This window comes from Streptomyces sp. NPDC055243 (assembly GCF_044544025.1).
Taxonomy (GTDB): domain Bacteria; phylum Actinomycetota; class Actinomycetes; order Streptomycetales; family Streptomycetaceae; genus Streptomyces.
The window spans coordinates 301,808-321,357 of record NZ_JBITWR010000010.1 but is presented as its reverse complement, the minus strand read 5'-3'; the positions used below and the strand labels follow the sequence as shown (position 1 = coordinate 321,357).

The 19,550-nt window shown below is 71.1% G+C and carries 13 protein-coding genes; 5 read left to right on the top strand and 8 right to left on the bottom strand.

Translation table 11 applies throughout. The features are described 5' to 3' along the window. Positions 1-45: 45 nt before the first annotated feature. The 6 genes from ACIGXX_RS28645 to ACIGXX_RS28620 form a co-directional block, all read right to left on the bottom strand. Entirely contained in the window at positions 46-1,347 is a 1,302-nt protein-coding gene (locus ACIGXX_RS28645; RefSeq protein ID WP_399979870.1) for a M50 family metallopeptidase, read from the bottom strand. Then, the gene (gene dxr, locus ACIGXX_RS28640) at positions 1,344-2,600 is read right to left on the bottom strand and encodes a 1-deoxy-D-xylulose-5-phosphate reductoisomerase (RefSeq protein WP_351165592.1); all 1,257 of its coding nucleotides are present in this window, start codon (positions 2,598-2,600) and stop codon (positions 1,344-1,346) included. Before dxr ends, ACIGXX_RS28645 begins: the two co-directional genes overlap by 4 nt. A 110-nt stretch (positions 2,601-2,710) precedes the next feature. Continuing rightward, positions 2,711-4,657, bottom strand: a complete 1,947-nt coding sequence (locus tag ACIGXX_RS28635) for an acyl-CoA dehydrogenase family protein (RefSeq protein ID WP_351165590.1) — start codon at positions 4,655-4,657, stop codon at positions 2,711-2,713. Positions 4,658-4,891: 234 nt separating this feature from the next. Then, positions 4,892-6,337 (bottom strand): aldehyde dehydrogenase family protein, encoded by a 1,446-nt coding sequence (locus ACIGXX_RS28630; protein ID WP_361470230.1) that lies wholly within the window; start codon positions 6,335-6,337, stop codon positions 4,892-4,894. A 181-nt stretch (positions 6,338-6,518) separates the two neighbouring features. Further along, on the bottom strand, positions 6,519-8,114 hold the full coding sequence (locus ACIGXX_RS28625) for a PucR family transcriptional regulator (protein WP_351165587.1): 1,596 nt from the start codon (positions 8,112-8,114) through the stop codon (positions 6,519-6,521). A 246-nt stretch (positions 8,115-8,360) separates the two neighbouring features. Beyond that, on the bottom strand, positions 8,361-10,754 hold the full coding sequence (locus ACIGXX_RS28620; protein WP_399979863.1) for an ATP/GTP-binding protein: 2,394 nt from the start codon (positions 10,752-10,754) through the stop codon (positions 8,361-8,363). 266 nt (positions 10,755-11,020) lie between these two features. Between ACIGXX_RS28620 and ACIGXX_RS28615 the strand changes: the two genes are divergently transcribed. The 5 genes from ACIGXX_RS28615 (at position 11,021) to ACIGXX_RS28595 (ending at position 17,556) form a co-directional block, all read left to right on the top strand. Continuing rightward, a complete protein-coding gene (locus tag ACIGXX_RS28615; protein ID WP_399979860.1) occupies positions 11,021-11,161 on the top strand; it encodes a hypothetical protein in 141 nt (46 codons plus the stop codon). A gap of 170 nt (positions 11,162-11,331) precedes the next feature. Beyond that, on the top strand, positions 11,332-12,666 hold the full coding sequence (gene gabT / locus ACIGXX_RS28610) for a 4-aminobutyrate--2-oxoglutarate transaminase (protein ID WP_399979857.1): 1,335 nt from the start codon (positions 11,332-11,334) through the stop codon (positions 12,664-12,666). A 495-nt stretch (positions 12,667-13,161) separates the two neighbouring features. Beyond that, positions 13,162-13,728, top strand: coding sequence for a phosphatase PAP2 family protein (locus tag ACIGXX_RS28605; protein WP_351165579.1), 567 nt, complete (start codon positions 13,162-13,164; stop codon positions 13,726-13,728). A 23-nt stretch (positions 13,729-13,751) separates the two neighbouring features. Then, entirely contained in the window at positions 13,752-16,256 is a 2,505-nt protein-coding gene (locus ACIGXX_RS28600; RefSeq protein ID WP_383823032.1) for an McrB family protein, read from the top strand. A gap of 1 nt (position 16,257) precedes the next feature. Then, entirely contained in the window at positions 16,258-17,556 is a 1,299-nt protein-coding gene (locus ACIGXX_RS28595) for an McrC family protein (protein ID WP_383823029.1), read from the top strand. A 34-nt stretch (positions 17,557-17,590) separates the two neighbouring features. Here ACIGXX_RS28595 and ACIGXX_RS28590 read toward each other — a convergent pair whose 3' ends face one another. Continuing rightward, a complete protein-coding gene (locus ACIGXX_RS28590; protein ID WP_399979852.1) occupies positions 17,591-18,706 on the bottom strand; it encodes a chitinase in 1,116 nt (371 codons plus the stop codon). Between the two features lie 242 nt (positions 18,707-18,948). Beyond that, positions 18,949-19,443 (bottom strand): hypothetical protein, encoded by a 495-nt coding sequence (locus tag ACIGXX_RS28585; RefSeq protein ID WP_351165720.1) that lies wholly within the window; start codon positions 19,441-19,443, stop codon positions 18,949-18,951. Positions 19,444-19,550 lie beyond the last annotated feature (107 nt).

The following is a 19,550-nucleotide window of genomic DNA, read 5'->3' as shown; positions in this document are numbered from 1 at the left end:
GCGACCGGACACATAGAGTGCCCGGCCGCCGCAAACTTCACATTGCTAGGAGATTCTTACCGGGTTAACGACGTCCGCGATCAGGACCAGGATCGTGAAGCAGATGAAGATTCCGGCCACCACATAGGCGACGGGCATCAGCTTCGCGACGTCGAAGGGGCCCGGGTCGGGCCGCTTCAGGACCTTGGCCGCGTTGCGCCGCAGCGACTCCCACAGGGCGCCGGCGATGTGCCCGCCGTCCAGCGGCAGCAGCGGCAGCATGTTGAACAGGAACAGCGAGAGGTTGAAGCCCGCCACCAGGAACAGCATCATCGCGACCTGGTTCTCCGGCGGGATGTCGAGGGTGAAGACCTCGCCGCCCACGCGGGCCGCGCCCACGACGCCCATCGGGGAGTCCTGCTTGCGGTCGCCGTCGCCGAAGGCCGCGTCCCACAGGTCGGGGATCTTGGACGGCAGGGCGATGAGCGACTCGACGCCGTTCTCCATCATGTCGCCCATGCGGTTCACGGAGTCGCCGAAGCCCTGCTTGACGATGCCGGTGGCGGGGGTGAAGCCGAGGAAGCCCGCGTAGACGTACTTGCCCTCCACATAGCCGCCCTCACCGTCGGTCTTGCTGACCTGGTTCTTGATGAGGTCGGCCCGCAGCTCCTTCCGCTTGCCGTCGCGCTCGACCGTGATGGTGGCCGGGCCGATGGTCTCGCGGATCTTGCCCTGGAGCGCGGACCAGTCGTCGACGGGCTGCCCCTGGAAGGCCACGATCTTGTCGCCGAGCTTCAGGCCCGCCGCCTTGGCGGGCGCGGGCGTGTCGCCCTTCTCGCACTTGGAGCGGTTCTCGCTCTGCTGGATGACGCAGTCGGACACCTTGCCGACCGTCGTCGTCTGGGTGCTGATGCCGAACGTCATCAACACGCCGAGGAAGATCGCCACGGCGAGGATCAGGTTCATGAACGGGCCCGCGAACATCACGATCACGCGCTTCCACGGCTTGCGCGTGTAGAAGAGGCGGGTCTCGTCGCCGGGCTTGAGCTCCTCGAAGGCGGCCGAGCGCGCGTCCTCGATCATGCCGCGCCACGGGGAGGTCGAGCGTGCCTCTATCCGGCCGTCCGGACCCGGCGGGAACATGCCGATCATGCGGATGTACCCGCCGAGGGGGATGGCCTTGATGCCGTACTCGGTGTCGCCCTTCTTGCGCGAGAAGATCGTCGGGCCGAAACCGACCATGTACTGCGGCACGCGGATGCCGAACAGCTTGGCGGTCGACAGGTGGCCCAGCTCGTGCCAGGCGATCGAGAACAGCAGCCCGACCGCGAAGACGACTATGCCGAGGATCATCATCAAGGTCGTCATGCGCGGGCCTCCGCGGTCGCCTTCGCCGTCAGTTCACGGGCCCGGGCGCGTGCCCAGGTCTCCGCTTCGAGGACGTCCGCGACGGTCAGGGAAGTTCCCGCCGACGGCGTGCCGTGTTCGGCGACGACCTTCGTCACGGTCTCCATGATCCCGTTGAAGGGCAGGGCGCCGTTCAAGAACGCGTCCACGCACTCCTCGTTGGCCGCATTGAACACCGCCGGGGCCGTGCCCGCGAGCTTGCCCACATGCCGGGCGAGCCCGACCGATGGAAAAGCGTCGGTGTCGAGGGGGAAGAACTCCCAGCTCGACGCCTTCGTCCAGTCGAAGGCGGGCGCCGCGTCCGGCACGCGCTCGGGCCAGCCGATGCCGATGGCGATCGGTCCGCGCATGTCGGGCGGCGTGGCCTGGGCCAGCGTCGATCCGTCGGTGAACTCGACCATGGAGTGCACGTAGGACTGCGGGTGGACCACGACCTCGATGCGCTCGAAGGGGATGTCGTAGAGGAGGTGCGCCTCGATGACCTCCAGACCCTTGTTGACGAGCGTCGCGGAGTTGACGGTGATGACCGGGCCCATGGCCCAGGTCGGGTGCGCCAGCGCGTCCTCGGGCGTGACGCCGGCCAGATCGGCCTTCGTACGTCCCCGGAACGGGCCCCCGGAGGCCGTGACGACCAGCTTGCGCACATCGGCGCGGGTGCCCGAGGCGAGCGCCTGGAAGAGCGCGGCGTGCTCGGAGTCGACCGGGATGATCTGCCCCGGCTTGGCGAGCGCCTTCACCAGCGGGCCGCCGACGATCAGCGACTCCTTGTTGGCGAGCGCGAGGGTGCGGCCCGCTTCGAGCGCGGCGAGGGTGGGCGCGAGCCCGATGGAGCCGGTGATGCCGTTCAAAACGGTGTGGCACTCGGAGGCGGCGAGCTGCGTGGCCGCCTCGGGCCCGGCGAGGATCTCGGGCAGCGGCTCGTCGCCGTACTGCCCCTTGAGCGCCTCGCGCAGCGCCGGTACGACGTCCTCGCGGGCCACGGCCACGGTCCGCACCCGCAGCTGCCTCGCCTGCTCGGCGAGCAACGCGACGCGGCCGCCCGCGGCGGAGAGCGCGGTGACGCGGAAGCGACGGGGGTTGCGCAGGACGAGGTCGATGGCCTGGGTGCCGATCGACCCGGTCGAGCCGAGGATGACGATGTCCCGCGGGCCGTCCGTGACGACGGGGTCGAAGACGAGATGCGGGTCGGCGAGGGGGGCTGGACTGTCGCTCATCCCCCCATTCTTGCCTGGGCGGCGGTGCGAGGGGACACTGCGCCCCGATCCGGCGGGCCGCAATCGTGTTCCGGGGCGCTCCTGTGACGGCGAACGCCCCGGAAAGCGCGTCAGCGGATCGGCCGGTGGACGTTCTCCCGGGTGCTCGCGCCCGGTGTCGCGTCCGCGATCCACGGGCCCTCGCCGCTGGGGTCGACGATGCCCGACTCCAGCCAGGTGTACATGCCGTTCAGGACGCCCTTGACCACCTTGCGGTCGATGTCGTCCGTGTTCGTCCACAGACGGTCGAACAGCTCGTCGACGCGGATGCGGGACTGGCGGCAGAACGTGTCGGCCAGCTGGTAGGCCTCGCGGCCGTGGTCCTCCGTCGTCCGCAGGAGCTCGGCGCGCACGCACGCCGCGCTCATCGCGAAGAGTTCGGCGCCGATGTCGACCACGCGGCCCAAAAAGCCCTGCTTGGTCTCCATCTTTCCCTGCCAGCGCGACATCGCGTAGAACGTCGAGCGGGCCAGCTTGCGGGCGTTGCGCTCCACGTAGCGCAGGTGCGGGGAGAGGTCGGCGTGGCCGCTGGGGTGGAACTCGGCGTACGAGCGCGGGAGCTGGCCCGGGCCCGTGACCAGCTTCGGCAGCCAGCGGGCGTAGAAGCCGCCCGCCTTCGCGCCCGCCTTCGCCTTGTCGGTCAGCGACTTGTCCGGGTCGATCAGGTCGCCCGCCACCTTCAGGTGCGCGTCCACCGCCTCGCGGGCGATCAGCAGGTGCATGATCTCCGTCGAGCCCTCGAAGATGCGGTTGATGCGCAGGTCGCGCAGGACCTGCTCCGCCGGGACCGCGCGTTCGCCGCGGGCCGCGAGGGACTCGGCCGTCTCGAAGCCGCGGCCGCCGCGGATCTGCACCAGTTCGTCGGCCATCAGACAGCCCATCTCGGAGCCGTACAGCTTGGCGAGCGCGGCCTCGATGCGGATGTCGTTGCGGTCCTCGTCGGCCATCTGGGACGAGAGGTCCAGGACGGCCTCCAGGGCGAAGGTCGTCGCCGCGATGAAGGAGATCTTCGCGCCGACCGCCTCGTGCAGCGCGACCGGCTTGCCCCACTGCTCCCGCGCGCCCGACCACTCACGGGCGATCTTCAGGCACCACTTGCCCGCGCCGACGCACATCGCGGGCAGCGACAGGCGCCCGGTGTTGAGGGTCGTCAGGGCGATCTTCAGGCCCGCGCCCTCCGGGCCGATGCGGTGCGCGGCGGGAACCCGGACCTGGTGGAAGCGGGTCACGCCGTTCTCCAGGCCGCGCAGGCCCATGAAGGCGTTGCGGTTCTCGACGGTGATGCCCTCCGCCGCCGCCTCCACCACGAAGGCCGTGATGCCGCCCTTGTGTCCTTCGGACTTCGGCACGCGCGCCATGACGACCAGGAGGTCCGCGACGACGCCGTTCGTGGTCCACAGCTTCACGCCGTCCAGGACGTACGAGTCGCCGTCCGGCACCGCCATGGTCGCAAGGCGCGCCGGGTCGGAGCCGACGTCCGGCTCGGTCAGCAGGAACGCGCTGATGTCCGTGCGGGCGCAGCGCGGCAGGAACTCGTCCTTCTGCTCCTGGGTGCCGAACTGCTTGAGCGGCTGCGGTACGCCGATCGACTGGTGGGCGGAGAGCAGCGCGCCGATTGCCGGGCTCGCGGAGCCGACGAGGGCGAGCGCCTTGTTGTAGTAGACCTGCGTGAGGCCGAGCCCGCCGTACTTCGTGTCGATCTTCATGCCGAGCGCGCCGAGCTCCTTGAGGCCGTTCATCACCTCGTCGGGGATCTGCGCGTCGCGCTCGATGCGGGCCGAGTCGATCTTCGTCTCGCAGAAGTCGCGGAGCTTGGCGAGGAACTCCTCGCCGCGCCGGGCGTCCTCGTCGGCGGGCAGGGGATGCGGGTGGATCAGGTCGAGCCGGAAGCGGCCGAGGAAGAGTTCCTTGGCGAAGCTCGGCTTGCGCCAGTCCTGTTCGCGGGCGGCCTCGGCGACCTGCCTGGCCTCGCGTTCGGTGACGGACGGCCCGGAAGGGGGTGTGGTTGGTGCGGACATTGAGGAGCTCACCTCGCCGCGGAGGGGGCCGATCGGCTCCGGTTGACCCGATCTCGACCCGGTCGGTTACTGACTGGTGCTACTCGATCGTATGGATCGTATGTACCCGATTCGCCCGGAGCCCACCAGTCCTCGCGCAGCGTTCGGCGCATCGCGTCCCACGCGGTGTCCTCGCGCACGAGAACGGCCGGAGCCCCCGCACAGTGGGCTCCGGCCGTTCGGTCCGTGAACGGGTTACAGGGCGAGGCCCGTCATGACCATGACCCGCTCGTAGGTGTAGTCGTCCATCGCGAAGCGGACGCCCTCGCGGCCCACGCCGGACTGCTTGACGCCGCCGTACGGCATCTGGTCGGCGCGGTAGGAGGGGGCGTCGCCGATGACCACGCCGCCGACCTCGAGGGCGCGGTGGGCGCGGAAGGCGGTCTGCAGGTCGTGCGTGAAGACGCCCGCCTGGAGGCCGTACTTGGAGTCGTTGACGGCGGCGAAGGCCTCCGCCTCGCCGTCCACCTTCTTGATCGTGAGGACCGGTCCGAAGACCTCCTCGACGGCGATGGTCGCGTCGGCCGGTACGTCGGCGAGCACGGTCGGCGCGTACGAGGCACCGTCCCGCTTGCCGCCGGCCAGGAGCTGCGCGCCCGCCTGGACGGCCTCGTCGACCCAGGACTCCACGCGCTTGGCGGCGTCCTCGTTGACGAGCGGACCGACGTCGGTCTTCGGGTCGGACGGGTCACCGGTGACCTGGCCCTCGATCGCCTTGAGGACGCGCGGCACGAGCCGGTCGTACACGGAGGCGTCGGCGATGACGCGCTGCACCGAGATGCAGGACTGGCCGCCCTGGTAGTTGGAGAACGTCGCGATGCGCGAGGCCGCCCAGTCCAGGTCCTCGTCGGAGGAGAAGTCGGAGAGGACCACGGCAGCGCCGTTCCCGCCGAGCTCCAGGGTGCAGTGCTTGCGCGGCACCGAGTCCAGGATCGCGTACCCGACCTTCTCGGAGCCCGTGAAGGAGATGACGGGAAGGCGCTCGTCCTGCACGAGGGCGGGCATCTTCTCGTTCGCGACCGGGAGGACCGACCAGGACCCCGCGGGCAGCTCGGTCTCGGCGAGCAGCTCGCCGATGAGGAGGCCGGAGAGCGGGGTCGCGGGCGCCGGCTTGAGGATGATCGGCGTGCCGGACGCGATGGCCGGGGCGATCTTGTGGGCGCAGAGGTTCAGCGGGAAGTTGAACGGCGCGATGCCCAGGACGACGCCCTTGGAGAAGCGGCGGGTGAAGGCGAGACGCCCCTGGCCACCGGCGTCGGTGTCCAGGCGCTGGGCCTCGCCGCCGTTGAACCGGCGGGCTTCCTCCGAGGCGAACCGGAAGACGGAGACGGCACGGCCGACCTCGCCGCGGGCCCACTTGATCGGCTTGCCGTTCTCGGCGGAGATGAGCTGGGCGATCTCTTCCGTGCGCTCGACGAGCCTGCGGCTCACGTGGTCGAGGGCGGCGGCCCGCACGTGCGCCGGGGTCGCGGCGAACTCGTCGCGCACCGCGTACGCGGCGGCGACGGCCTCCTCGACCTGGGCGTCGGTCGGGACGGCAGCCTTGCCGACGACCCGCCCGTCCCAGGGCGATGTGACGTCGAGAGTGGTCTCACCGGTGGTCTGGCGACCGGCGAGCCAGAAGGCGTGGATGGAAGTCATGTCGATTCCCGGCCCTTCCGCGAAGGTGTGTCTTGGGGGGTACGTTCCCCACCGTAGGGGCGGCAGGGGTGCGGGACGTTTGTCCGACTCGGAGTACTGCCCTCCGGGGCCGCGCCTCTTTGGCAGGTGAGCGATTCCCCCGCATTTGCTCCGCACCGCTCGATTGCTCCGTACCGCTCGATCAGTCCGTACCGCTCGATGTCGCCTTCAGTGACAGCCACAGCTCCATGCGGACGTCCGGGTCGTCCAGGGAGCGGCCCAGGATCTCCTCGACCCTGCGCATGCGATAGCGCAGCGTGTGGCGGTGGACGCCCAGGTCGGCCGCTGCCGCGTCCCACTGGCCGTGCCGCGAGAGCCAGGCGCGCAGCGAGGCGATCAGGTCGCCGCGGCCCTTGGCGTCGTGCTCGTACAGGGCGCGCAGCAGACCGTCGGCGAACGCCCGCACCGCGTCGTCGGCGAGCAGGGGCAGGACCGAGCCCGCCGCGAGGTCCTCGTGTTCGACCATCGCGCGGCCCCGGCGCCGGGCGATGGAAAGGGCCTGGTCGGCCTGTTTGTACGCGGTGGCCGCGGCGATGGGTCCCGCGGGTGCGGAGAGGCCGAGCAGGAGGGCCGCCCCGTCGACCGCGCCCTGTTCCGGCGCCTCGGGGCGCGCGGCCTCCAGCGCCTCCGCGTACGCGACGCAGGCCGCGGCGCCCGCGCCGCCGTCCACGACGAGCAGCACGAGCCGCTCGCCGTAGGGAACGACCAGGAGTGCCTCGCCCGCGCGGGCGGCGGCCGACTCGACGGCGTCCGTGAGGGCGGCGAACGGGTCGCCGTCCTCCGGGGCGGAGGCCGATGCGGCCGGTACCTCCGCCACCACCAGGCGGAACGGCGCGTCCAGCAGGCTTCCGTACAACTCCCCCGCCACCGTGCGGGCGTGCTCCGGCTCCCCGGCGAGCAGCATCCGGAGCACGGCGGAACCGACCCGGGCCTCGGCGGCCTGGAGCGAGCGGTTGCGCTCGGTGGTGAGGGTGAGCAGCGCTATGGCCGAGTGCAGTGCGTACCGCTCGGCGGTGCCGAGGGTGGAGGCCGTGCCGACGGCGAGCGCGGCGCGGGGCCGCCGTCCGGTGCCGATCGAGTGCAGCTCCACCCGGTCCTCGGCGCCCGCGACGACCGCGCTCGCGGGCGCCGCCCGGTCCCGCAGCCGCTCGACGTCGGAGGTGAGCCGGGCGGCCCTGCGGGAGGCCCACTCGGGGGCGGTGGCGACGACGGCGCCGGACGCGTCGTACAGCGCGGCCCAGCCGTCCACCTGGCCGGCCAGCGCGCCGAGCAGCCCCTCGGGGCCGTCGCTCAGGGCCTGCTTGGTCAGCTCGCGCTGGGCGGCGAAGCCCGCCGTCACCGCGCGGTACTGGTCGGCGGCGATGGCCGCGGAGACGGCCTTGCTGATGGCGAGGAAGGGGGTACGACGCGGGACTTCGAGGAGCGGGAGCCCCTCGTCCGCCGCCGCGGCGACCAGCGCGTCCGGGATGTCCTTGTAATGCACCCCGACCGCGAACCCGAGCCCGACGACGCCCGCCGCCGCGAGCCGCTTCACATAGCGGCGCATCGCCTCCGGATCCTCCGCGTCCAGCTTGAGCGCGGTGATCATGAGGAGCTCGCCGCCCTCCATGTAGGGCACGGGGTCGGTGAGCTCACTGGCGTGCGCCCAGCGCACGGGCGCGTCCAGATGATCCTCACCCGCGCGCACGGTGAGCTTCAGTGCGGAGTGGTGGACGAGGGAGGCGAGCGTGGGCGGCATGGGACCTTCAGGTCTGTCAGCAGGTCAGGGCATGTCAGGGCGGGCGTCTGGCAGCGGCTGATGAGGCACGCGTCCCGGTCGGCCATGGAATCCCGGACCAGATGTGGATCTTTTGGCCGGTACGTATGAACGACCTGTGTCGATTCTGCCTCACCGTACGGTACGTACGGGACCGAATACCCCGTACGTACATCCCTACCTACGCCCCGGCGGCTGTACGTACATCCCTGAACTACGCCCCGGCGGCTACCCCCGAAGATCCACCAGCAGCGGCGGCGCGTGCTCTCCTCGTACGTCCGTCAGCGAGAGCACGGCGTGGCCCGGGGGCAGCGAGTGGGCGAGGTCGGACGCGGACCAGCGTTCGCGCTCGACCTTGCGCACGGTGACGGCGTCCGTCGTGACCGCCTTGCCGGTGACGAGCTTGCGCAGCGAGTGCAGCGCCCGCGTCATCGGCTGGTCGGCGAAGACGGTGTGCTGCGCGACTTCCTTGGTCTCGATCCACTCGGTGCCCCAGGCCTCGGTGAACCGGCGTCCGTCCCAGGTCGTCACTCCGGAGAAGGCCATCCGGCAGCCGACCGCGGCGTAGAGCGGCCCCTGGAGCGGCTCCGGCACCTCGCCGATGGTGCGCAGACCGAGCACGACGCCCGCGTTCAGCGACCGCAGCCGCTGGATGGCGCGCACGCTCTCGGTGGTGACGGTGCGCGCGGCGTCGTCGAGGACCAGGCAGACGAAGTGCGGCCGCCGGGCACGGCCGCGCACGACGTACGCGAACTGGGCGAGCAGCAGCCGGGCGAGGAGCCTGGACGCCTCCTCGTGGCCGTGCTCGGGCAGATCCACTCTGACCCGCAGCGGGTGGTGGACGGCGGCGCGCATCGAGAAGGGGCGCCCATCGCCGCCGGGGTTGAAGAAGTCGGCGAAGGCGGGCCGGTCGAGCAGGGCGAGCCGGTCGGCCAGGGCGGGGCCCGGGTCGTTGGGAGAGTCGGACTGGCGGACGCGGGCGTCGAGTTCGCGGCGCATGGCGGTGTGCCCGCCCGCGGCGAGGCCCGTCCGGAGGTCGTCGAGCCCGGCGGGGTCGCCTTCCAGGAGTTCGCGCAGCACGGGGACCGAGGGGAAGCGTCCGTGCAGGTGGCGGTAGGGGCCCAGGAGTTGGGCGAGGGTGGTGGCGGCGCGCCGGGTGTCGACGGCCTCGAGATCGCCGACCAGGCCTTCGGCGAGGAAGGCGGCGGCCTCGTCCGCGTCGGCGCAGTCCGCGTACAGGTCGATGTCGTGTACGGACGCCGGGTCGCCCGGCTTGACCACGACGTCGTACGCCTGGTCGGGACCGAGCGCCGTGCCCGCCGCGCACACGACGACGACCGCGCACTGTCCGGTGAGGGCGCCCAGGGAGAGCGATTCGGCGACCGGGCGCATGAGCCGTCCGGTCTTGCCCGCGCCGGAGGGACCCACCGCGAGCAGCGAGGTGCCGAGCACGGCGGGGTCGAGCGCGGCTCCGGCGTCGCGCACGGCGTAGGGGTTGCGCTCGTCCTTCGCGTAGCGGCCGATCTTGACCTGTCCGACGAGCAGGTCGTGGACGGCGCTGCGAGCGGGCAGGTCGCGCTGGCCCGAGGGGTGGGCCCAGGCGGCACAGCCGTGCCGCGCGACGGTGTCCACGAAGGTGGCGAGGGCGGCCGGGTCAGGGGCGCCCGGGTCGGGGGCGGCCGTGCGCCAGGCGTGCGTCACGCGGGTGCAGTCGACGTCGTTCATGCGTCCGCTGACCAGCTCGGCGGAGAGCAGGTCGGCGGCCTTGTGCTGTCCTGCCGCGCGCAGTTCGGGCCAGTGCGCGCGCGGCGGCGCGGCGGCGGGGCGCGGCGGGGTCACGCGCGGCCGTGCCGCCACGGCCCTGCGGTCGCGGACCGCCTCCCACCATCCGCCGATGCGGGCGAAGGGCCACAGCACGGCGAGGGTGATCACGACGTACAGCGTGTCGGTGAGCACGCGCGACTCGAAGACTTCGTAGCCACCCGCGAGGAGCGCGACCAGCGAGAAGACCGGGTCGGCCACGGGCAGCGGCCGCGCGTCGAGCCCGAGGGCGCTCGGCCAGACGAAGACCAGGACGCCGACCGCCCCGACCGAGGCGATCACGGCACGGGCCGGTTGCGGACGCCGCGTCACGAAGTGCCGGATCGCGTCGGGCCAGGCACCGAGCCGCCCGACGGTGTACACCACCGCGCCGAAGACGAGACCGTCGTAGACGATGCGGGCGTCCTCGGCCTGCCTCATCTTGGGCTGGATGCTGCCGGCCCACCACCATTCACCCGGCGTGAACAGCTTCAGCGGGGCCCACTGGTAGGGGATGCTGCCCTGCCGCCACAGCGACCAGAACAGCACGCCGAGCACGGTGGAGATCACCATGCCCACGATCAGCCGCCGGTCGGCGCCCTCGGTATCGGCCTCGGGCGCGGGGGGCCGGTAGGCGTAGCGCCAGATGCCCGGTGCCGCCTCGGGGCGCGGCGCGGCGAGCCAGTCGGCGACGGACGACGCGTTGTCGGCGCCGGGCGGCTGTCGAGGCATCGGCGGCGCCGCGGGGCTCGGGGGCCCCGCCGGGCGCGGCACCGGTGTGGCGTGTGTGCCGCGAGCGTCGTGCGTGCCTTCGGAGTCCATGGCCCTTGCCCCCTGACCTGCCGGTCTGTCGGTTCAGCCGTCAATCTAGTGCCCCCGCATGGGTAGTTCACCGAATACGCGCCCGGACCTGCGGGAATGGGGCGGGCGCGAGGGCCTCGGCGGCCTGTGCGGCACACATCGAGACGACTACGGTCGTCCGATGCCCGATCCCGAAGACACCCACACCGGCACCGGCACCCGCACCGGCACCGGGCACCGCCGTCGGCGGCCCGGGGGAACGTGATCCCTTCACCAAGCCGCTGGCGGTGCTGGCGGTGCTGGCGGTGCTGGCGGTGCACGAGCCCGCACACGCCACGCGCCCGTGGATCGCGGGCGAGCCCGGCGCCCGCCGCATGGTCTCCGTACCCGGCGGCGCCCGCCCCCTGAGCTTCGCGCCCGACGCCTGAGCCCGGCGCTCAGCCGCCGACGCCGCCGTCCGGGCCGCTATGTCCACCGCGGACAACCGCCACGCCGAACAACTCCCCCGTGGAGCATGCCCGCCCCCTCCCTCCGCCCCTAACCTGCGAAGAAAGCAAGCATTCGAGCGTCCGCCTCGCCCCACCCCCAGGAGCACCCCATGACCGCACTTCCGCAGGAGCGCCGCGTCGTCACCGCCATCCCCGGGCCGAAGTCCCAGGAGCTTCAGGCCCGCCGCACCGCCACGGTCGCCGGCGGCGTGGGTTCCGTGCTGCCCGTCTTCGCGGCGCGCGCGGGGGGCGGCATCATCGAGGACGTCGACGGCAACCGCTTCATCGACTTCGGCTCCGGCATCGCCGTGACGTCGGTCGGTGCCAGCGCCGAGGCCGTCGTACGCCGTGCGACCGCGCAGCTCGCCGACTTCACCCACACCTGTTTCATGGTCACGCCGTACGAGGGGTACGTCGCCGTCGCGGAGCAGCTCGCGGAGCTGACGCCCGGTGACCACGAGAAGAAGTCCGCGCTCTTCAACTCCGGCGCCGAGGCCGTCGAGAACGCCGTCAAGATCGCCCGTGCGCACACCAAGCGCCAGGCCGTCGTCGTCTTCGACCACGGCTACCACGGCCGTACGAACCTCACGATGGCGCTGACCGCGAAGAACATGCCGTACAAGGACGGCTTCGGGCCGTTCGCGCCCGAGGTCTACCGCGTGCCGGTGGCCTACGGCTACCGCTGGCCGACGGGCGAGGAGAACGCCGGTCCCGAGGCCGCCAAGCAGGCCATCGACCAGATCAGCAAGCAGGTCGGCGCGGAGAACGTCGCCGCGATCATCATCGAGCCGGTGCTCGGCGAGGGCGGCTTCATCGAGCCCGCCAAGGGCTTCCTGCCCGCGATCGTGAAGTTCGCCAACGACAACGGCATCGTCTTCGTCGCCGACGAGATCCAGTCCGGCTTCTGCCGCACCGGCCAGTGGTTCGCCTGCGAGGACGAGGGCATCGTCCCCGACCTGATCACGACCGCCAAGGGCATCGCGGGCGGTCTGCCGCTCGCCGCCGTCACGGGCCGCGCCGAGATCATGGACGCCCCGCACTCCGGCGGCCTCGGCGGCACCTACGGCGGCAACCCGGTGGCCTGCGCCGGTGCGCTCGGCGCCATCGAGACGATGAAGGAGCTCGACCTCAACGGCAAGGCGAAGGCCATCGAGGCCACGATGAAGGCCCGCCTGAACGCCATCGCGGAGAAGTACGACATCGTCGGCGACGTCCGCGGGCGTGGCGCGATGATCGCCATCGAGCTGGTCAAGGACCGCGCCACCAAGGAGCCGAACCCCGAGGCGACGGCCGCGCTGGCCAAGGCCTGCCACACCGAGGGCCTGCTGGTCCTCACCTGCGGCACGTACGGCAACGTCCTGCGCTTCCTGCCGCCGCTGGTCATCGGCGACGACCTCCTGAACGAGGGCCTGGACATCATCGAGGCGGCGTTCGCGCGCGTCTGAATCGTGTACGAGGGTTGGCACCCGACGGAGCCGGGATCACCCCAAAGGGGGAAGATCCCGGCTCCGCATGTGTCCGCACATGCCCCTGACGTGTGCCTGCCTCGCGCGGTGCCAGACCCATGACCTGGGGTGACCGTCAGGGCGTGTGAAGAACGTGTGCGGGCCCCATGACGGCTTGCCGTTCCGCCTGTCGGCCTGTCACCACCTGACGTACGGTTTCTGCAGATGAGAGAAACACCCCGCCCACAGGGGACTGTGGGCGACACCGGGACGGAGCCTCCCCAGCCCCGTCTTGGTCGTGCCCTCGCGCACACACCCGGAGCTTCTGGCTCCGGAACTCCTCACCGATCGGATGGCCGCCCGCCCCAAACCCCCCGGGGCGCGCGGAACACCGGTCAGGACGGCCGCCCCGGAACCACCCCCCCTGTTCCGGGGCGGCCGACCACTTTCCTCTTCTGCCTCTGTGCGCTGTTCTTCGCGCTCATCACCTGGCAAGTGATCGCCGACGGCCCCCTCCGCGACGCGGACGAGCGGCTCGGCCCCTGGATCACCGGCAGCCGCCTCCCGGACGGCGCCGCGGAACTCCTCGCCGACCTGGGTTCGGTCGCCGTCGCGGCCCCGCTCCTCGCCGCGGCCATCGCCTACGCGGCCTGGCGCGGCCACCGAGCCGGTACGTACCGCTGGTGGCTCGCCCCGGTCACCGCCGCCGTGGCCATGGCCGTGGTCCCGGTGCTCGTGATCCCCCTGAAGGAACTCATCGGCCGCACCGGCCCACCCGGCATGGACGGCACCGGCTACTACCCGTCGGGCCACACGGCCACCGCCATGGTCGCCTACGGCGGCGCGACCCTGCTCCTGCTCCCCTACCTGCGCGGCAGCTACGCACGCCGCGAACTGGTCATCGCCTGCGCCCTGCTGAACTTCGGGGTCGGCCTCGGCCTCGTCCGCCGCGGGTACCACTGGCCCCTGGACGTGGTGGCCAGCTGGTGTCTGTTCGGGATGGTGCTCCAGGCCATGGCGCTAGCGATCACACGATACGGTCGGGTGCCGGCCGAGGAGTGATCCAGCAGTGCTGAGGGAGCGTCATGACCGACGAGCAGGAGCAGGTTGCCGTCACTTATGAAGGCCACGACTTCGCTCTCACGCCGTCGCCGGGTGAAGTGATCCTGCCGCTCAACGGCCGCAAGATCCATCACGATCCGCGGTGCTCGCATCTGACGGACTCCGAGGACCTGCCCCGCTTCCCCGACCGGGACAAGCTCCTGTGGCGCCGGATCCTCGACTCGGCGCCGTCCGGTGACACCGAGGGCCGCACCGCGTACGCCCGGAGCATCGGGCTGCTCGGCGGCTCCGGGCAGACGATCATCGGCCTGTGCGGCTGCGTCCTGAAGTCCATCTCGCCCACTCAGGCCGAGACGATGCGCCCCTGGCCCCTCGACGAGGCGATGGCCGCCTTCGACCGCGTCGGCCGCGAGGAGACCCTGCGCGCGCGGGACGACGCGGCGCGACAGATCCGCGAGGCCTTTCCCTGGGAGGAGTGGCCCGCTCTGCCCCTCGAACGCTTCGCGCTCGGCCAGGGCGACAGCAGCAAGACCAAGCCCTACTGCTACCTGCTCGAGTTCGGCAGCGACGCCCTCGGCAGCATCGCCGGCGGCTCGGCCCGCAAGCACCTCATCTACCGCAAGGGCCAGGACGGCGACTGGTGGCACGACTCCCGCTACGCCAGTGCCGAGGAGGCCTGGGAGAACGTGCGTGCCGGCATCGTCACAGCCGTGACCGCCGCCCGCGAGGGACGCCTCTCGGACATCGACACCATCGACGCGGTGCGCTCGGGCCCCGCCCTGATCGGCAAGACACTGCGCGTCTACGCTCCCGATTGCAACCTCCCGATCTACGGGACGGGTTGGATCCAGCACTTCATCGAGCGGCTGACCGGGGAACCCGTCCCCAAGCTGGAGGGGTTCGCGCTACGGGCCAGGCTCAAGGACATCATCGACGCCGACGAGCGCTTCGCCGGATGGTCGTACGACCTGGTGGTGCTGTTCCTTGAATGGTGGGCCAACCCGCGGCGGGTCCAGCAGATCGTGAAGATCGCCGCCGGGCACGACGGGACCCTCTGGGACGACTGCCGGGCGGGCGGTTACATCGCCGTCGGCTGGGACGACGTGCCGGACCTGCGCTCCTTTGCCGACAAGGACGAATTCCTCGCCGCGTTCACAGCGGCGTACAACGACGAGTACAACGGCTTCAAGTCGAAGATCTCCGCCAAGGCGAACGAGGTCTGGAAGCTGCAGGGCCTGCGGCCCGGCGACCTCGTGGTCGCCAACACGGGGGCGAGTCAGATCCTCGGTGTGGGGCGGGTGACGGGCGAGGGCTACCAGTGGCGGGCAGAGCGCCCCGCCTACCGTCACACCGTCGGCGTCGACTGGGACGAGAGCTACGCCACCCGGCTCGATGAGCCCGAACGGTCCTGGGCGACCGTCACCGTCAAGGATGTCCCGGCCGCCCTGTGGAACAAGATCCGGCGTGCGAAATCCGCCCGGCTCGACCCGGCCTCCGCCGACGCCGAGGCCGCCACCGGCTCCGTCGTGTCAGAGGCGGCAGCGGTGGCCGCGCAGCCGCTCGACGCCGACCTGCGTCCCCTCGCCGACGCCCTCGAACGCCGCGGCCAAGCCGTCCTGTTCGGCCCGCCGGGCACCGGAAAGACCTACCTGGCCCTGCGCTTCGCGGTGCGCTGGCTGGGCGAGTTGTCCGGTGACCTGCCGGGCTCGGACGCGTACGCGGAGCCGGGCACGGAGGCGTTCGGCGCGACGCTGGACGCACTTTCCCTTGCGGGGCGCCTGACGATGGTGACCTTCCATCCGAGCTACGGCTACGAGGACTTCGTCGAGGGTTTCCGGCCGGTGAAGAACGAGGCGCCAGGCGGCGGACTCAGCCTCGATCTGACCCCCGGCGTCTTCAAGCGTGTCTGCGAGACCGCGGCCGCCGATCCCGCGCGCCCCTATCTCGTCGTCGTGGACGAACTGAACCGCGGCCACCTGCCCAAGATCTTCGGGGAGTTGGTGACCCTGATCGAGAAGGACAAGCGCGGACGCTCCGTCACACTGCCGCTCAGCCAGGAGTCATTCCGTATCCCTGCGAACGTGTATCTGATCGGCACGATGAACACCGCGGACCGCTCCATCCGCACCCTCGACGCGGCGATCCGCCGCCGCTTCGCGTTCCTGGAGCTGCTGCCCGACTCGGGTCCGTTGCAGGGGTGCCACGTCGGGGAACTGCACCTCGCCGACCTCCTTGACGTGCTCAACCAGCGCATCCGCACCCTGCTCGACCGCGAGAAGCAGATCGGGCACGCGTTCTTCCTGCCGGGTGGCGCTCCCGTGGACTCGGCCGCCGAACTCGCGGGCATCGTCCGCGGCGAGATCCTGCCGCTGCTGCAGGAGTACGCGTACGACGACTACACCCTCCTCGCGGCCTTCCTCGGCGATGACCTGGTGGACGCCGACACGCACACCCTGAAGGACCTCACGGACGAGGGTCTGGTGACAGCGCTGTACACCGAGCTCCAGGTCAAGGGCGGGGGCGAGTAGCGTGCCACCGAAGCCGATGGTGGCCCTGCGGGAGTACGGCAGCACCATCGTCGACGGCATCCGGCTCAGCGACGCCGACCGCCGTCTGTGTGCCGCCGGGCAGCTCACCGAGCGCATCGATATCCGCGAACTCGCTCGGGACCGGCTGGAGTTGAACGCCCGGGAGTACGTCGGCGTCGTCGAACTCGACGCCTGCGAGATCCGCGTCCGGCCCAAATACCTGGGCGAGGAGCTCGACGTCCTGCGCATGGCGGCCTACGCGACCGCGGGCGATTGCCCGTCGCTGGACGCCCCGCGCACGGTCGCCCACGGTTCTCCGAATCTGCGGGATCTGGTGGCCCTCATCGTCACCGAGCACTGCGAACGGCTGCTCTCCCATGGTGTGCGCCGCGACTACGTGACCTTCGAGGAGGACCTCCCAGCAGTGCGGGGCCGACTTCTGGCCGACCGTCAGCTTCTGCGGCACCCGGGCAGGCTTGATCGCCTCGCGTGCCGCTTCGACGAGCACGAATCCGATGTGCCGGACAACCGGCTGTGTGCGGCGGCCGCCGACCTCGCGGCCCGCACCACCCGCTCCCCCACCGTGCGCGCCAGGGCACGACGCGTGGCATCGCAGTTCGCGCAGTTCGCCCCGACACCGCTGGGCGACCCCCGTACCGCGCTCGCCCAGCTCGACTACCACCGGCACAACGAGCACTACCGCTCAGCCCACCGCTGGGCGGCGCTGCTCCTGACAGGCGGCGGCGTCAAAGACCTCTTCGCGCGCGGGCCGCTCACCTCGCGGGCGTTTCTGGTCGACATGAACAGGCTCTTCGAGTCGTTCGCGACCCGGCTGCTCATCGAGGCCTCGACGGACACCGGCTGCACGGTCCGGGACCAGTCGCGGGAGCGTGGCGTGCTCCGGAACGAACTGACCGGCCTGCCGTACAGCGAGGTCAGGCCGGACCTCATGATGTCCGGCCGACGGGGCGGGGCCGCTTTCCGCCGGCCCGTCGACGTGAAGTACAAGCTGTACGGCAGCGGGAAGAAGATCAGCACCGCCGATCTTTATCAGGCCTTCCTGTACGCCCACTCGCTGGCCGAGGAGCCGGACGCCGAGCCGCCGACCTGCGTGCTGCTGCACCCCGGCGGCCCGGGGGCACCGCGCCAGAGCGTCGCCGTGCGGCACTGGGGCGGCGGGACGTCGGCGCGCGTCCGGTCACTGCCGCTGAATCTGCCGTCCCTGCTCGACGCGTTGACGGTGGGAGGGGCCACGAAGCAGGAAGCCCTCACACGTGTGTGGGGCCAAGCCCTGGCCTGACCCCACCTCCGTCCCGCCGGTCCGGGAACACGCCTCAGCCGAAGTAGCCGTCGAAGTTCTTCGAGAACTCCCAGTTGTTGAAGCGGTCCCAGTTGATCGACCAGGTCATCAGGCCGCGCAGGGTCGGCCAGGTGCCGTGCGGGGTGTACGAGCCGCAGTTCGTGCCCTTCGTCAGGCAGTCCAGGGACTTGTCGACCTCCGTCGTGGGGACGTGGCCGTTGCCCGCGTTCGTCGAGGCGGGCATGCCGATGGCCACCTTCTCGGGAGGCAGCGCGGGGAAGACGTTGTCCGCGTTCCCCGCGACCGGGAAGCCGGTGAGCAGCATGTCGGTCATCGCGATGTGGAAGTCCGCGCCGCCCATGGAGTGGTACTGGTTGTCCAGGCCCATGATCGGGCCCGAGTTGTAGTCCTGGACGTGCAGCAGGGTGAGGTCGTCGCGCAGGGCGTGGATGACCGGCAGGTACGCGCCCGCGCGGGGGTCCTGGCCGCCCCATTTGCCGGTTCCGTAGAACTGGTGGCCGAGCTGCACGAAGAAGGTCTCGGGGGCCATCGTGAGCGTGAAACCGCTGCCGTACTTGGCCTTGAGGGTCTTGACGGCCGCGATGAGGTTCACGATCGAGGGGGTCTTCGGGTTCTTGAAGTCCGTGTCGTCGGCGTTCAGCGACAGGGAGTGGCCCTCGAAGTCGATGTCCAGGCCGTCGAGTCCGTACTCGTCGATGATCGCGGAGACCGAGGAGACGAACGTGTCGCGGGCCTGGGCGGTGGTGAGCTGGACCTGGCCGTTCTGGCCGCCGATGGAGATCAGGACCTTCTTGCCCGCCGCCTGCTTGGCCTTGACCGCGGCCTTGAACTCCTCCTTGGACTCCACGTTCGGGCACTCGGTCTTCGGACACAGGCCGAAGCGGATGTCGCCGGACGTGGCGGAGGTCGGCTCGCCGAAGGCGAGGTCGATGATGTCCCAGCTGTCGGGGACGTCCGCGAGCCGCGTGTAGCCGGACCCGTTGGCGAAGCTCGTGTGCAGATAGCCGACCAGGGCGTGGTCGACGGCGGCAGCCTCTCGCGGGGCGTGCGGCGCCGGTTCGGGGCCCGCTGCCGCTTCTGTGGCGAGGAGGCCGGACGCGGCGAGCGCGCAGGCCGTGGCCGCTGCCACGGTGAGACGTCTGATGCGGCGGGCGAGGGGACGCGTGAGGGGACGCGGCGATGAACGGTCCACAACTGCCTCCGGGCATGGGGGGAATGGAGGGTGGGCCGCTCAATTTGGTCCAGACCAATGCGGTTGTCAAGGCCTCGTCAAACTTTGGGCGACAGCCCTGCGACGACGAGCTTTCGGCGGCCGGTCCGTGTCAGGGGCGCCCCCGCCGCTCCCCCGTCACTCCTCAGCCTGCTCCCCCGTCACTCCTCAGCCTGCTCCCCCGTCTGCTCCCCCGCCTGCTCCCCGTCCCGCGGCACCAGCTGCGCCGCCGCCTCGTGCATGGCCAGTTCGAGGAGCGCCGGATCGGTCAGCGTGCCCGATCCGTCGGGCGGGACCAGCCAGCGGACGCCACCCGTGGAGCGCCCCGGGTAAGGGACCACGATCCAGGTGCCGCGGCCCGCGCCGCGCACGCCCGTGCCGATCCAGCGGGAGACCGTGCCCGCCGGCACGAAGAACCCCATGCGGGAGTCCCCGAAGTCGGCGAGCACCGGGCCCGGACGGTCGATGCAGCAGGTCAGTACGTCGAGCGTGGGATAGCCGAGTTCACCGGGAAGGATGAGTACGTCCCAGAGCCTGCCCGCCGGGAGCAGCGCGACCCCGAGGGGGTTGCGCTCCCACTCCCAGCGGCAGGCGTCCGGATCCGGCGCCACCGACACCAGCCATTCGACCCCCGACTTCGCCCCCGGACCAGTCATGTCCGTCATGGCGGGACCTCCTTCTCTCCGTGCGACAGCTGTGCATGTCACAGGAGAGAGGGGGCCGGGGCGGCAGCGTTACGCGGGTTCGGGAAACTTATTGACGA

Coding starts and splice junctions, on each gene's coding strand:
- ACIGXX_RS28620 (WP_399979863.1), bottom strand. CDS start 10,754: ATGGACTCCGAAGGCACGCACGACGCTCGCGGCACACACGCCACACCG.
- ACIGXX_RS28585 (WP_351165720.1), bottom strand. CDS start 19,443: ATGACTGGTCCGGGGGCGAAGTCGGGGGTCGAATGGCTGGTGTCGGTG.
- ACIGXX_RS28630 (WP_361470230.1), bottom strand. CDS start 6,337: ATGACTTCCATCCACGCCTTCTGGCTCGCCGGTCGCCAGACCACCGGT.
- ACIGXX_RS28600 (WP_383823032.1), top strand. CDS start 13,752: ATGACCGACGAGCAGGAGCAGGTTGCCGTCACTTATGAAGGCCACGAC.
- ACIGXX_RS28625 (WP_351165587.1), bottom strand. CDS start 8,114: ATGCCGCCCACGCTCGCCTCCCTCGTCCACCACTCCGCACTGAAGCTC.
- gabT (WP_399979857.1), top strand. CDS start 11,332: ATGACCGCACTTCCGCAGGAGCGCCGCGTCGTCACCGCCATCCCCGGG.
- ACIGXX_RS28635 (WP_351165590.1), bottom strand. CDS start 4,657: ATGTCCGCACCAACCACACCCCCTTCCGGGCCGTCCGTCACCGAACGC.
- dxr (WP_351165592.1), bottom strand. CDS start 2,600: ATGAGCGACAGTCCAGCCCCCCTCGCCGACCCGCATCTCGTCTTCGAC.
- ACIGXX_RS28645 (WP_399979870.1), bottom strand. CDS start 1,347: ATGACGACCTTGATGATGATCCTCGGCATAGTCGTCTTCGCGGTCGGG.